At 66.1% G+C, this 13,498-nt stretch carries 17 protein-coding genes; 14 read left to right on the forward strand and 3 right to left on the reverse strand.

The window, feature by feature from the left end; genetic code table 11:
- Window positions 1-503 precede the first annotated feature (503 nt).
- On the forward strand, window positions 504-1,175 hold the full coding sequence (locus tag ACZ7IB_RS01095; RefSeq protein WP_470908133.1) for an HAD family hydrolase: 672 nt from the start codon (window positions 504-506) through the stop codon (window positions 1,173-1,175).
- On the opposite strand, the gene ACZ7IB_RS01100 is transcribed toward ACZ7IB_RS01095, so the two are convergent.
- Entirely contained in the window at window positions 1,147-2,379 is a 1,233-nt protein-coding gene (locus tag ACZ7IB_RS01100; RefSeq protein ID WP_470908135.1) for a helix-turn-helix domain-containing protein, read from the reverse strand. The genes ACZ7IB_RS01095 and ACZ7IB_RS01100 overlap by 29 nt on opposite strands.
- A gap of 191 nt (window positions 2,380-2,570) precedes the next feature.
- Between ACZ7IB_RS01100 and ACZ7IB_RS01105 the strand changes: the two genes are divergently transcribed.
- The 5 genes from ACZ7IB_RS01105 to ACZ7IB_RS01125 all read left to right on the forward strand — a co-directional run bounded on the left by ACZ7IB_RS01105 (window position 2,571) and on the right by ACZ7IB_RS01125 (window position 3,962).
- Window positions 2,571-2,954, forward strand: a complete 384-nt coding sequence (locus ACZ7IB_RS01105) for a hypothetical protein (RefSeq protein ID WP_470908136.1) — start codon at window positions 2,571-2,573, stop codon at window positions 2,952-2,954.
- Window positions 2,951-3,106: a hypothetical protein gene (locus ACZ7IB_RS01110; RefSeq protein WP_470908137.1), complete on the forward strand. Its 156-nt coding sequence runs from the start codon at window positions 2,951-2,953 to the stop codon at window positions 3,104-3,106. The genes ACZ7IB_RS01105 and ACZ7IB_RS01110 overlap by 4 nt, the downstream gene beginning before the upstream one ends.
- Complete coding sequence (locus ACZ7IB_RS01115; protein ID WP_470908138.1) at window positions 3,103-3,264, forward strand: hypothetical protein; 162 nt, start codon at window positions 3,103-3,105, stop codon at window positions 3,262-3,264. Before ACZ7IB_RS01110 ends, ACZ7IB_RS01115 begins: the two co-directional genes overlap by 4 nt.
- 94 nt (window positions 3,265-3,358) lie before the next feature.
- Window positions 3,359-3,553 (forward strand): putative ATP-grasp-modified RiPP, encoded by a 195-nt coding sequence (gene tgmA, locus ACZ7IB_RS01120; protein ID WP_470908139.1) that lies wholly within the window; start codon window positions 3,359-3,361, stop codon window positions 3,551-3,553.
- Window position 3,554: 1 nt separating this feature from the next.
- Window positions 3,555-3,962, forward strand: a complete 408-nt coding sequence (locus ACZ7IB_RS01125; protein ID WP_470908140.1) for an MvdC/MvdD family ATP grasp protein — start codon at window positions 3,555-3,557, stop codon at window positions 3,960-3,962.
- 180 nt (window positions 3,963-4,142) lie between these two features.
- Here the strand turns inward: ACZ7IB_RS01125 and ACZ7IB_RS01130 are convergent, their stop codons facing one another.
- Window positions 4,143-5,126 carry a hypothetical protein gene (locus tag ACZ7IB_RS01130; protein WP_470908141.1) on the reverse strand — a complete coding sequence of 328 codons (984 nt, stop codon included), beginning with the start codon at window positions 5,124-5,126 and terminating at the stop codon, window positions 4,143-4,145.
- Window positions 5,127-5,264: 138 nt separating this feature from the next.
- Here ACZ7IB_RS01130 and ACZ7IB_RS01135 point away from each other — a divergent pair, with 138 nt between their 5' ends.
- From ACZ7IB_RS01135 to ACZ7IB_RS01155, 5 genes are all read left to right on the forward strand, one after another.
- Window positions 5,265-5,477 carry a hypothetical protein gene (locus tag ACZ7IB_RS01135; protein WP_470908142.1) on the forward strand — a complete coding sequence of 71 codons (213 nt, stop codon included), beginning with the start codon at window positions 5,265-5,267 and terminating at the stop codon, window positions 5,475-5,477.
- Window positions 5,478-6,210: 733 nt separating this feature from the next.
- Entirely contained in the window at window positions 6,211-6,648 is a 438-nt protein-coding gene (locus ACZ7IB_RS01140; protein WP_470908144.1) for a hypothetical protein, read from the forward strand.
- 347 nt (window positions 6,649-6,995) lie between these two features.
- Window positions 6,996-7,817 carry a LamG-like jellyroll fold domain-containing protein gene (locus tag ACZ7IB_RS01145; RefSeq protein WP_470908145.1) on the forward strand — a complete coding sequence of 274 codons (822 nt, stop codon included), beginning with the start codon at window positions 6,996-6,998 and terminating at the stop codon, window positions 7,815-7,817.
- Between the two features lie 409 nt (window positions 7,818-8,226).
- Window positions 8,227-8,586: a hypothetical protein gene (locus ACZ7IB_RS01150; protein ID WP_470908741.1), complete on the forward strand. Its 360-nt coding sequence runs from the start codon at window positions 8,227-8,229 to the stop codon at window positions 8,584-8,586.
- A gap of 1,325 nt (window positions 8,587-9,911) precedes the next feature.
- Complete coding sequence (locus ACZ7IB_RS01155; protein WP_470908146.1) at window positions 9,912-10,532, forward strand: nuclease-related domain-containing protein; 621 nt, start codon at window positions 9,912-9,914, stop codon at window positions 10,530-10,532.
- Between the two features lie 7 nt (window positions 10,533-10,539).
- Here the strand turns inward: ACZ7IB_RS01155 and ACZ7IB_RS01160 are convergent, their stop codons facing one another.
- Window positions 10,540-11,298, reverse strand: coding sequence for a GntR family transcriptional regulator (locus tag ACZ7IB_RS01160; protein WP_470908148.1), 759 nt, complete (start codon window positions 11,296-11,298; stop codon window positions 10,540-10,542).
- A gap of 189 nt (window positions 11,299-11,487) precedes the next feature.
- On the opposite strand from ACZ7IB_RS01160, the gene ACZ7IB_RS01165 reads away from it, so the two are divergent.
- The 3 genes from ACZ7IB_RS01165 (at window position 11,488) to ACZ7IB_RS01175 (ending at window position 13,451) form a co-directional block, all read left to right on the forward strand.
- On the forward strand, window positions 11,488-11,817 hold the full coding sequence (locus ACZ7IB_RS01165) for an SCO3933 family regulatory protein (protein ID WP_383067218.1): 330 nt from the start codon (window positions 11,488-11,490) through the stop codon (window positions 11,815-11,817).
- Window positions 11,818-11,819: 2 nt separating this feature from the next.
- A complete protein-coding gene (locus ACZ7IB_RS01170) occupies window positions 11,820-13,178 on the forward strand; it encodes an FtsK/SpoIIIE domain-containing protein (protein WP_470908149.1) in 1,359 nt (452 codons plus the stop codon).
- 84 nt (window positions 13,179-13,262) lie between these two features.
- Complete coding sequence (locus ACZ7IB_RS01175; protein ID WP_470908150.1) at window positions 13,263-13,451, forward strand: hypothetical protein; 189 nt, start codon at window positions 13,263-13,265, stop codon at window positions 13,449-13,451.
- Window positions 13,452-13,498 lie beyond the last annotated feature (47 nt).

A 13,498-nucleotide genomic window follows, 5' to 3' on the forward strand; every position in this document is an offset into this window, starting at 1 on the left:
ACATCCGGCACAGCGATCACGGCCCCTCGTCGGGGCCAGGCAAACACACTGTGCTCGTCGTTGAAGCGGTGACAACTGGTTGTGTCCGACCCGGAACTGGGTGGACATCACCGTGTCCCATGCAATCCATGCTCCCCCTCTCAGCCGAGTTCGCAATTCGCTGGGCGGAGCGGCGTCAACACATGCTCAACCTTTGGTCACCATTGCGTCATACGGTGCGGCTGGCGTTCAAGGTTGTCCATCAACCAGTGGGCCGACGAGAGGTTTGAGCTGGTCTCTCTGGTCTGGTTGGCTGCTGCCGCCGCCCGGTCTGCGCCTTGGCCGGCCAGCGAGGCTGCGGCCGGACAACCATCCGCCCCCTTCTCGGGGAAGGGGGCGGAGAACGTCAAGCCCGGCCGTCTTCGGTCTCCCGCCGGATCGTCGGCGCTCCTGAACCACCACGCCCCCTGTTCCGGCTTCGGCCGGGCAGGGGCGGTTTCGTGTGTCCGCATAGGATGCGCCCCATGATTCGCGCAGTGGTGTTCGATGTCGGTGAGTGCCTGGTAGACGAGACCCGCGAGTACGGCACCTGGGCCGACTGGCTCGGCGTCCCGCGGCACACGTTCGCCGCCATGTTCGGAGCCGTCATCGCCCAGGGCCGCGACTACCGCGAGACCTTTCAGGAGTTCCAGCCTGGATTCGACTTGTACGCCGAGCGGGAAAAGCGCGCGCAGGCCGGCCAGCCGGAGCACTTCGACGAGACCGATCTGTACGACGACGTTCGCCCCGCCTTCGCGCAGCTCCGGGCCGACGGCCTATGGCTCGGCATCGCAGGCAACCAGACCGTGCGGGCAGGCGGGATCCTCCGCCAGCTGTTCACGGACGACGTCGACCTGATCGGCACCTCGGACGACTGGGGCGCAAGCAAACCCGACCCGGAGTTCTTCGTACGCGTCGCCGAAGTTGTCCCGCACAACCCCAGCGAGATCCTGTACGTCGGCGACCGCGTCGACAACGATCTGCGCCCGGCCGTGGCCGCCGGGATGCACACCGCGCTGATCCACCGCGGGCCCTGGGGCACTATCCAGTGGAACACTGCCGAGGCCAGGGACCTGCCAACGTTCCGCATCGAGTCCCTGGCCGAACTGCCTGAGGCTATCCAGAAGTTCAACGAGCGAGCGCGCTCACAGTCGTAGCCCACCCATACAGCCTCTCGTCCAGGTCCCGCACGCACTGCTCATGCTGGTGCGGGGCCAGGGCCCGGCGCACTTCCCGTACTCGGTCCATGCCCATCGCGTACCAGGTGACCTCAAGCTGATCGAGCGCCCGGCGCGCGTACTCGCATGCCTGCTCTGGGTTCCCGGCCGCCGCCTCGACCGCCGCGAGGTCGCCGTAGATGACGGTGCGCTGCTTGTCCTCGGTGGCCGGCATGTCGTCGAGGACCCCGAGAAGTGTGGTGCGCGCCTGGGGAAGGTGCCCCGCCTTCAGCTGAGTGTTCCCCTTGAACGCGGCCAGTCTCACTGGACTGAACCAGTCCAGCCACGCCGGACTCGTGTGCTCGGCGCCTGTAGCTAGAACGTCTTCGGCGTGCCCGATCAGGTGCAGAGCGGTGCGGGTGCTCCCGCATCGGGTCTCGCACTCGGCCTCGACTGCGTCCAGCCACGCCAGGAACTCGGCCGACGCAGGGCCGCGTCGGGCGTAGGTTCGGGCGGCCACCATGCGCTCCACTGCCGCGTCCCGTTCGCCTACCCACGCCGGGATGAAAGCGGAGTGCGCGAGGATTGCGCTGCCGAGCAGCGGATCGTCCGCCTGGCCAGCTGCCTGGAGCGCGAGCAGGAGCGTCTTCGCTGCCTGGTCGCCGTCGCGGAGGTCGAAGAACTCGATTCGTCCGGCCAGAAGGTACGACTCGGCCAGTGCCGCGGCGACGGTGCGACGGGTCTGCCCAGCCGTCTCGGTGAGCAGCGCGCACCCGAGCGTGGCGTGAGCGACGGCCGCAGGGTGGAGGGTGGCCGGTGCAACGGACCAGTACAGACGCCGGTGCGAACGGGTCACCGCCTCGAAGTCCGCCGCGACAGAGGCAGGTTGCATCGCTACTGCGGACTGCATTGGTACCGCGGCCAACCCGACAGCGGCCACGGACGCACCGACCAGTGAGCGCCGCACGGGGTCGGGCCGGTCGCGGCCAGCCGGAGGAGTGAACCCGAGCGATTCCATGTCCTGCCCGAGCAGTTCGGTGAGAGCCTGCTGAAGGTCGGGGTGAGGCCACGGCGGGTTCTCGGACTCCCAGCGCCGAACCTGCCGGACACCGACCCCGAGGGCGGTGGCCAACTCCTGCTGGGAACGGTAGCCCGCGGCATGACGGGCTGACCTGAGACGGACGTTGCTTGCGGGCTGCGACATGCGGGACCTCCATGACGGCGTCTCAAGTCAGTGTCACAGCAGGCCCTTTCATAGGCTAGTCGTCACCCGTACGACGGCATGAAAGTCCTCTTTGGTGCCGCGAAAAGACCTCTGGAAGTCCTCGATACGTATCCGCGTGAGGGCCAGTCTTGGCGCACTGCCCAGCACGGTGCCCCCGAGGAGCCGCAGCCATGCCCCCACCCAGCATCCGCACCATCAGAGACTGCCGCCTCGAAAAGGCCGGCCGTACCTGGGACGCGGTCCGCGTGCCCCGCAGCGTCGGCCTCGATGCCCTCGCCATCCTCGGCGGCCGGTCCGGGGCTGTCCTCGAAGACCCGCTCTCAGCCGCGCTGTACTGGTTCATCCCCGTAGGCGACGCCACTACCTGGGATGTGGCTGGCACTCGTGTCCTCGACAAGGATGCCCATCTGGTCATTCCCCCGGTCAGGCGCACGCAGGGCCCTGGTCCGCACTGGCGGGTGTGCCCTGCCGCTGAGGTGTGGACGACCGAGGCCGCAGCGTTGCAGGCCGCCCTCGAAGATGCAGCTGGCCCGCGGACGGAGCGGATGCAATGAGCCACTATGCGCCGGAGAAGTCGGCCACCGTCGATGCCGCGTACCGCACCTGGCTCGGACACACCGTTGCCTGCGCCACCTGCCGGGCCGGAGTCTCGTGCCCGACATCCGTGCGGCTCGGCCGCGCCTGGCGGCAGGAGGCTCGCCGATGAAGACCGAATCGACCGACCTCATCACGCACTGCTGCTGGGGCATGGACCCGAAGACCAGCACGCGCTGCACCCTGGAGCCTGAGCACGACGGCGACCACTACACCCCGTATACGACGCCGTGGAACCAGCCGAGCCAATCATGGCCCGCCCGGCGCTGACACCCGCGCCCGAGAACTCCCGCCCCGGCCGATGCGCTGGCCGAAGCGGGTTGCACAGAGAGAAGTCAGAAGCCACGCAACCACGGAGGTAGCAGTGACAACACCGTTCGCTCTCACCTACACCACCCCCCGGCCCCCGGCCCCGGCGACGCCCTTCAACTACGACGCCGCCCGCCAGATGAACACCTGCCCTGACGGGACGCTGGCCGCGGTCAACTACCCCGTCCTCATGAGCACGGCCAGCACCACGTCCACGGCGGGCAGCGCGACCCATAACGACGACGACTGACATGACCGTCCTCATCCTCACGTCCGAGGAAGACGTCACCGCGGACATGGTGGTCCATCGCCTTGTCCAGCAGGGAACGCCCGTCCTGCGGGTGGATCCTGCCGATATCCCCGGCCGTGTGGCCCTCACCGCCCGCATCACTGCGGGCGGTGAGGTGGTCGGGCACATCGCCACTGACCGCCAGCGCCTGGCCCTCGGCGACGTGCGGTCCATCTGGCTGCGCCGTCCCGGCCGCCCGGGGGCCAGGGCCACCGAGCAGGCGGAATGGGTGGCCACCGAGACGGAGCGGGCGTTCTGCCGGTGCGTTGGACGATGTCCTGCTGGGAGAGGTTGGCGCGGAGCCGGGCTGCTCGGATTTGATCGCCGATCTTCCGCCGTCGCTCGAGGATCTGTGGGTCTGGCGGAATAACGCGTGGCACAGGTCCCACGCTGACCGCTCGTGATCGTTTTGCATGCAGGATAGAACCAGCATTTTTTGATCTCGAGTTGCCCCGGGAACTACCGGAAGGTGCGACTCCGCCAAGATGCGGGCCACTCAATAATCGCGGGCTCCCTCTGCGATGCTGCCGCGGAGGGAGCCCGCCCGCTCCTAGCGTCGCTGCTGCTTCGCCGTCCACCGTCCGTACCAGCCCATCAGCTGATAGGTCGTCGACAGACCTAGAGACGTGCGCGCATCCGCAAGTTCGCCGGCCACGGTCCTCGAACTGATCCCTAGCTCCCGCCCCGCCCGCGGCTGGTCCAGCCCGGCGTCATAGAGGGCGAGGATGTCCAACTGCCTGCTCGTAAGCTTGCTGTCCCCCGACTCGGCGAGCGCTTCCGCCCACCACGTAGCGCGCCCCCAGAGCCTCTCGAACACGACGCCTGCCCACGCCACGGCACTGCGGTCCCTGACGTGCCATCCACTGTGAGGCTCAGCCTCATCGTGGATGTAGTCGTCAATGAAGAGGTCGCGCCCGTCAATGATCACCATGCGGGGGTCTCTGCTTGAGCTCACCTTGATCTCACCGCCGGAGCGAATGAACTCGTCGGCGTAGGCACGCGTGCCCTCATCGGCAAGCGCGCCCGCTCCGTAGACAAGTCGCATAGAGACGCGGCCGCCACGGAGAAGGGCAAGGCTTCGGTCGGTGCCGAGCCGGCGTGCCACCGGGTCTCGCTCGGCTGGCGGCGCGGGCTGCACGGAACAGATCTCTCGACCAGCATGAGCGGAAATTTGGCCGAGACGGCCATTCATCTGAGCCATGGTCGGCAGAAACTCGGACCCCGGGCCACCGTAGAGGCGGTGCGGGTCGAAGTGGCTGTACAGCGATTCAAGAATCGGGACTTGCCGCATTCGCTCCAGGCTGCCTGCGAGCGCGTCTTGCTCGGCGGCGAGGAGCCGTTGCGCTGCCGCCCTGGGGTCGACTGCAACCCATCGTCCGGGTTCGTAAGGATTGGGAACCACGAGCCCAATGGACGCCAGACGGCGCGCAAGCGCCTCGTCCACTTCCTCGTCGGCGACGATCGCCTTATAGGTCGCCTGATCGTCCGCCGTGAGCGGCAGGGCCCCAAGGTTGTCCGTTGCTGATGCATTCACGACTGCCCCCCAGCTGTCCGTGTGCGGAGTTTCGCAATGCGTGATCTTGTAGCGCCCCAGGTCTGGATCCTGGCATACCCACGTGGCACTCTTCACGGAGACACGACATGCAAACACACGTTCGAAGGAAGGTTATTCGTGATCAGAACTCTGAAGGCAGTCGTTGCGGTCGCGTTCTCGATCGCTGTACTCACCGGGACCACTGCTGTTGCGTCGGCTTCGGCGGTCGACTCGCAAACCGTCATCGTTCCCGAAGGTGACATCGGCTGGGGCGCTCCGCCGGCTACCGAGCCGAGCCCCACCCCGACACCCACCCCGACCGACGCTACGGCTGACATCGGCTGGGGCTGACGGACGCGCCTCCCGGCGCACATTGGACCGTGCCGGTATCTGCACCAGGTAACCCCCCGGGTGGGTCCGGCACGAAGCGGGCTCCCCGACCATGCTGCGGTCGGGGAGCCCGCTGCCATTGTGCCCTGGATCTGCGGAAACAGCCTTGATCGTTTAGGGGATTTTTAGGAGACGGCCCGTCCCGTCGAATCCATTTGAGCCCACGTGAACCCACCTGAACGCCAAGAGCCCCACCCAGACGAAACGTCATCTGAGCAGGGCCCGAAGCCAACTTCACTGGTGGGCGCGGACGGTTTCGAACCGCCGACATCTGCTTTGTAAGCCTGGCGCCGACCATAGGACGGTCTTGGCTGGTCAGCCACTGCATAGCAGGGCCAAGCCGGTCAGGGCGTGTCTGCACCGCCGTACACCCCAATTGACCGTGGCTGACTGCTCGATCTGGCACGGATCTGGCACGCGCGCGCCGCCAGTACGTGCCTTGTAAGTTCGCTCGGGCACCGATGTAGCTCGGGCCTCCGCCGACGAGTCAGCTTTGGTAGCGTGCCAGCCGAGATTGAGTGTTCCGCTGCCCCTAGGCGCCCGAGTAGACGAAGATCTCGGCATGGACGCAGGGTTGGCCGCAGTGCTCGGTGCCACTGTCGGAGCTATAGGAACTGGTGGAGCGGCGATAGCCGCGGCGCTGGTGAATCGATCACATGCTCGTCTACAACTGCACGCGGAACACCAGCGATCAATGCGCGAGCCGCGCCGAGCGGCATACGTCGCCTACGCCGAAGGCTTCAGAGCGTCTTACGACCTCTACCAAAAGGCCAAGCACAAGCTGGAACTGGCCATGGAGTTCAGTGGGACTCGGGAAGAGAGTCTCGCTGAAGGCATGGAGAGGTACCAGGAGGCAGTCCAGGGGCAACCAACTCTGGAACATCAGCAAGCCGTCATCTACGTGGAGGGACCGCGGGAGGTGACCAGCGCTGCGATCAAGGTGAGTGGCAAGCTTGGCAAGTTTCGCAGTGCTGTGTTAGCCGCCCTTCTTGATGCCCAGGATGGCAACGACATAAGTGACCAGTTGGATGACATCCAGGGGAAGGAGGCGGACGCCCATACCGCATATCTTGACTACCTCTATGCAGCGTCCAGCGCCTTGGGATCGGACATCGTGGGCCTTCGTCAGTAGCGGGCCTCCCCTCTGCATGACTGAGTTCGCCGGCGCGGGTCTCACCGACCGAGTCAAGTCACCAACCGGCCTCCACCCCTCGATGCGAACTACGGGCTATTCGGTCGCTGAGGTTGCTCGGGCTGGCCGTTCGGCTCCTCACGGGTGCTGTCGGTCCGCCGCGGTCATCATGGTTGCTGTACTTCGCTGCTGTACCGCACTGCTTGGCGCAGTTGCTCTGCCTGGTCATACTCGGCTGCCTTGAAGGTAGGCCGATACGCGATCTGGGCCGCCGAAACTCCTTGCGCTCGAAGGGGCGAGGCTGGAAGATCGTTCAGCATCCTGACCAGATTTTTCAAGGGGGCGTCATGCATGACAGATACCGCGCCGCGCTTGTGGCGCTGGGCGCCGCCGCACTCTCGCTCACACTTGGTACCCTCCCCAGCGCCGCCTATGCAGCTGGCAAGGAACACGGCGCCGGGGCCGGCGGGACGTCGCTGAGCCGTGAGGGCTACTGGCCCTTGGAGGCGGCGCCCGGCGGGATCGCTCCCAATGTGGAGCCCGAGGGCCTCCCGCTGACTTTGAACGGCGATGCCTGGATCTACCACAATGAGGACGTCTTCGGAGACCCCGCACTGGTTGATCAGGGCGATCTCAGGCTCGACGGCGACGGTGACTGGGCGGCGACATCCGCGGCACCGGTCGGCAGCGACAGGAGCTTCACTCTCGCCGCTCGCGCCCGCTTGGCCGCGGCCGACAACAGGACGCAGACCGTTCTGTCACTCCCGGGCTCCGACACTGACCGCCTCGCGATCCGGTACCAGGCGGCAAGCGGGAAGTGGGAAGTCGTGGTGTCCACCAAGGACAAGGCGACCGCTCCGCAAGTGGTCATCACTGAAGAACAAGCTCTGCCCAACGATGACCCCTACGGCGTGGGCGACCACTTGGCCATCGTCTTCGACGCCTCTGCCCACGAGCTTCGCTTTTATGTGAACGGGCAGCTGTCCAAAACGTCTACTGCCGTGGACACGACGTCGTGGACAGCTTCGGGCGGTCTCCAGGTGGGCCGCTCGGCGGTCCACGGTGAGTACTTCGCGGGCACTGTGGACGAGGTGCGCGCCTACTCCGGCGTCGCAAACCCAACGATGATCAGCCAGATGGCCAGCCTGACCGGACTTCCCGAACTCTAACGGCCAGGCAGGCTGGCCGCGCTCGTAGGGTCGTGAAGCCTGCGCAGCACTCCCAAGCCCCCTGCACGTGGGGCATCCGTGTGCAGGGGGTCGCGCATGCGTGCTACTGCTTCTTGCCCTGGTTCTTGCGGGGGAACTTGGTGACCTGCGTTTTCGCAGGTCCGGGTGGTGTCGGCACTCTGTGAAGTGGCCGTGATTGGTCGTCCGTGGTCGGTGCTGGCTGTCCTCGGACGGCCCACAAGCGGCCCAGCAGACGCCCCATCACCTTCTGATCCGTAGCTCTAGCGGGATCGGTCAGTTACGGCTATTCCGGCCGCTACCGAGCCCCGCAGGGGCGCTACCGGACGCGGGCGATCGCTGGGGTGGCGGTACCTGGCTGCTGTACTGCAGGATCCAAACGGGGGTGACCATGGAACGGCATGTGCTGGAATCACTGTTGGCCGGTGATGACGAGGCGTCCGTGATTGCTCTGGCCACCCTCCGCAGCGGCGCCACCTATTGGGTGGCAGATCGGGCACAACCCGCAGGCCAGCATGCCGGAGTCTTCAAGGGCCGACTTCAGCGCATGCGGATGCACGGACTCGAACCTCTTGGGCTGGAACGAGCAGTGCAGCTCATCCGCGAACATGGCCAGCCCGTGCGCACAGGGCTGATCGATGCTGCCGATCGGACATGGACCACCCTGCTCTTCCTCACCGAGGACGGCAGCGCACTAGTGGCCTGCGCCGGCTGGCCGCTGCCGCTGGTTGCCAAGAAGCCACCGCTTTAGGAGCGAGGTGGGGTGAGTTGAGGGCTGACCTGCGGGATACCGACTTCGGCGTCTGCTGGCTGTGGCCTCCGTTGGCAGCCGCAGTTCCCCGTGAGTCCCCGCCCCATCTGGCGCGGTTGTGGCACGGGGAACTTCTGATCCGTAGCTCTAGCTGGATCGGTCTGCGACGGTCATACCGGCCTCGCGACGGCCCTAAGAGGACACTGCCGGACAGGGTCGGTCGCTGTGCTTCACTGCTGTACTGACCCAGGCTGTGAAGAGTGCTGCAACAGCTGCCGCATCGGCGTAGGCGCTCGCCGCCTCTGAAGCAGGTGGCCACACGATCATCAACACGAGGACGATCACAATCGCCCACGGGTACCGAGGGTGGTTTGACAGATGCCTCGGGGTCGGGTCCAAACTCACTGTAGAACCTCCGGGTTCGGAGCCCATCACGCAGCCCTTGCTTCCAGGTCGGAGCCGCGTGATGGGCTTCTGACTGTTACGAGCATGGTGCCTCGTGAATGAACTCAAGAGGTTGACTTCAGGCGTTGATTGGCCGCTTCGCAAGGGGATCTGCGCGCACTAGCGCGTAGTGCGTACTTACTACGCGAACAAGCCAGGGTGTTTCTCCTGCTCAGAGCAGATATAGGCGTTACACACTCAACGTGAAAGTACGCACTAATGCAGGTTGGAGCAGTTCAATTTCCCAGCATCACCTAGCAGCTCTAGCGTAAGAGCGCATGAGAATGTGGCCGAAAATCACCTATCCGCAAGCTGTGACCGTCACTGAGAGAGGCATAAGGCTGGCGTGCCGCCACGGAATCACTCACCTTCACCCACCACTCACCCCAGCTCCCATCCCGTCCGCCTTCGACCCACACACCGTGGAGCGGTCGTGGTTCAGGGCGTCAAGGTGGAGCGCGCCACTGTACGAACGACCTTGACGCCCTGGGCCGCGACTGCTCGGCTCTGCCTGGGTCGAAGGTGGTCGGGATGGGAGCCCACAACGCTCGCCACGCTCCGGCCGGCACCCGCGAACGGCGCCCCGTCCATCCCAGAGGCTGAGCGCCCCCGCCGGAGGCATGTCTTGAGCCGCGGGCTTTGGTCTCGACTCATGCCCTCGGGCCTACACAGCGGGCGCGCGTCGGCGGCGGCAGCGCCGAGCGGGCCGAAGGCAGGAGCGCGGGCGCAGCCAGAGCCGGGAAGCGCGCCCGGCGGAGCGGAGCGCAGCCGGGTGCCTTGATGAGGTAGAGAAACCTGTAACAGCCGCCTCGGTGGCCGGATGCGACGTCTTGGCAAGTTGGCGAGCGTGTGATGCTCTGGCATCGAAACCGGGAGGGTGGATGGCTTTTCCGCAGGGCGACTTAGCCTCAAACAGGCCTGGAGATGCGATACGTCGGAAGCTCGCAGAACTGGAACCCAACAGACTCAAGCGGCAGTTCGTCCGCTGGTCGCCGGACCCAGACAGGCGAAGCTGGGCGTTAGGCCTGATCGGAGAGCGCACAACGGGTCGCCGGTTGAACTCCCTGCGGCGCCACGGCTGGAGGATCCTGCACGCCATCCAGTGGCCAAGCAAGTCGGACATCGATCACTTGGCCATAGGCCCCTCCGGCGTCTTCACGATCAACTCAAAACGCCATAAAGGTAAGACTGTTTGGTACGGAGACCGTGCGATCACCGTCAATCGATCCCCCACCCGGCACGTCGCTACCAGTGAGCGAGAGGCGCGACGCACAGCACGCGCCCTTTCCTCCGGCTGTGGATTCTCGGTGTCTGTCCGGCCGGTCATCGCAGTTGTGGGCGCTTCAAAGATTTCTGTGAAGAACGCGGCGCCCCCTGTCCTCGTGGTGGAGGGCACCCAGGTGCACGCGCTTCTTTCCGGACTGACGCCAGTGCTCACCCCGGACGAGGTTGAGCAAATCTTCAACGTGGCTCGTCGGCCCGAGACCTGGTTGCCACGATAGGGATCGCCTACGCGTCGAAATCGTATTCGAGCACGTATGAAGCGGAGTCGAGAGTCATCTCGTTCACCTCGACCGGACGTCCCTCTTCAGCGAACGCTGTGCGACAGATGAGCATGACAGGCGTACCCATGGAGAGGTTCAACCGGCTCGCCTCGTCCTGGAAAGGCATCCGTGAGCGCACCTCTTCCCGGAAGTGCACGGGCTTGAAGCCAAGTTCGTCGAGCCTGGCGTAGATGCCGCCGGGCCCCGTGTCCTCCTGCGTGATGGCTGAACCCGCAACGATGTTCGCCGGCAGATAGCTGGTGGCAAGTAGGACAGGCTTCCCATCCAGCACGAAGCGACGGCTTCTCACGCACACGGCGTCACCCGATGCGACGTCAAGAACACGAGCGATGTGTTCCGGAGCGACTTCCTCCGTCACGGTGATCTCATCGACGACGAGCGTGCGCTCCCCGATGTCCGCCTCCCAGACGGAACGTCCCGCGCGCCACTGGTCTCGCGCCAAGCGCTGGATGCCTCGCCGTCGAAGTGGGCGGAAAGCGCGGACGAACACACCGGCGCCCTTGCGGGACTCGGCGATCCCCTCACTCTGGAGTACCCCAAGGGCTTGCCGTGCTGTCATCCGAGCGACGCCATGGGTTGCCATCAGGTCGTTCTCACCGGGGAGCCGGTCACCGGGGCCGTACTCGCCTGCCTTGATCGCCTCTCGGAGCGCGTCGGCAATGCGCTGGTACTTCGGCTGGCGGCTGCCGCCCGTGGTGGCCATACGTGGGTTCTCCTCCGTCTTCTCTAGACAGCCTAAGCGTAAGACGACGCACGCTTAAGCGCCTCGCCGGAGCCATCGCATCCCAACATCTCTAGAGATGTATTGACCTACCTAGAGATGTGCGCTTCACTGAAGATGTCTAGAGAGGTTGCCGACCAGGTGGCTACCTCCCGAACAAGGGATGCGCTCATGCCGTCTTTCAAGATCGATGTTTCGACCGCTGTCGTGTTCGTGGCGACGCCTCCGACGCCGAAGCTCGTGAGCAAGCAGACCGGTGAGATCGCGGTGGACCGGGAGACCGGTGCCCCGCTCGCGACGGTGGGTCTGCTGATCTCGGACGAGGGTGAGGGGAACCTGTACCAGGTGACGGTGCCGAGCACGGGTGTCCCGGAGAAGCTGACCCCGGGAACCCCGGTCACAGTGATCGGACTGAAGGCCCGCGACTGGGAGAACACGTTCAACGGCCAGACCCGGCACGGGATCAGCTTCCGCGCGGTGGCCATCACGGCGGGTGCCTGACCATGTCGGACGTCACCACGGTGATCGAGGTGGCCGGTGCTTTAGGTGCGGCCGGTGGGCTCGGCTATGCGAAGGTTCGCGCTCCTCGCGTGTTCTGGTCGCTGGTCGGTCTCCCGGTCGCCCGGGTCCGGTTCTCGGCCACGTACCGGTCGACGATGGATGTGTGCGGGCTGACGGTGCAGCCGTCCCGTCTGCGGGCGTTCATGGTCCGCAACGTGGCCCGTCGCCAGGATGTTCAGCCGGTCCCGCCGAAGGTCCGCCGGGTCCGTGGCTCCTCCACCGGGATGCGGGCAACGCTCCGGCTTCCGGCTGGCCTGGAGCCCGCCGATGTCGCCGCCGCCTCGGAACGGCTGCGGCACGCCTGGGGTGTCCACTCGGTGCACGTGGTGGAGACCAAGCCCGGCTTCGTCGAACTGCGCATGACCGGCTACGACGTGCTGCGGCGGGTGAAGATGCCGCGCCGCCTTCCCCGCAAGCTCATCTCGGGCCCGATGGTGGTGCCGGTGGCCCTGCGGGAGGACGGGACCGCGTTCGTCCGCGACTACCAGAAGATCCCGCACGGTCTGATCGTCGGCGCGAATCAGTCGGGCAAGTCGATGTATCAGCGCAACCTCATCACCGGTCTCGCGAAACTCCCGGTCGGGCTCGTCGGGATCGACTGCAAGCGCGGTGTCGAACAACGCGGGTACGCGCCCCGTCTCTCCGCTCTCGCGGTCACCCCGGATGAGGCATCGGATCTGTTGGAGGTCCTGGTCCGGGAGATGGAAGACCGCTTCGACATCCTGAGCGCTCACGGCGTCTCCGACCTGTGGGACCTCCCGGTGAAGGTGCGGCCGGTGCCGCTGGTTGTCCTGGTGGATGAGGTGGCGGAACTCTTCCTCGTCGCAGTGAAGAAGGATGAGGAACGCCGGGATCGCATGGTGATGCACCTGGTGCGCCTCGCGCAGATGGCCCGGGCGGTCGGCATCTACCTGGAGATCTGCGGACAGCGCTTCGGCTCCGAACTCGGCAAGGGCGCCACCATGCTCCGTGCCCAGCTCACTGGCCGCGTCGTGCACCGCGTCAACGACAAGCAGACCGCCGACATGGGCCTGGGCGACATCGCCCCCGAAGCAGTCTTCGCCACCACCACGATCCCGCCGGATCGCCCTGGTGTGGCTGTGGCCGGCGACTCCTCCGGCGGCTGGTCCCGCATCCGCACCCCCGAGATGACCGCAGCCGATGCGGTGGCCATCTGCCACGAGTACGCGCACGTCACCCCTTCCGTCCCAGCCCTGGCCCCATTTCGCCCGGCCGTCCCCGCCAGCCCGGCCCCGGCCAGCGCTTCGCCTCTGGTCAAGCCGGTGCCGGTCACCGAGTAACACCCACTGCTCCCCGGTCGGCGTGACCGTCTCGCGCCAGGTCCCTACCCCACCCATGCCCGGAACCCGAGAGGAAGCACCGCCATGGCCACCAAGAGGACCACCAAGGCCCCGCAGGCACCCGCGCCGGTAGAACCGGCCAAGTGTCAGCCCTGCGGTGGAACCGGAAACGTCGCCGTCACCGTGCGCGTCGGCCGCAAGCGCCGCCCGGTCGGCCAACAGGACGGCCTCTGCCTGGCCTGCCTCGGCTCCGGTACTGCCCCCGAGTCCTGACCCCATCGCCCTGGCGCCGGGCGGTCGACCAAAGCTTCCCGCCCGGC

It is taken from the genome of Streptomyces sp. NPDC037301 (assembly GCF_055602785.1).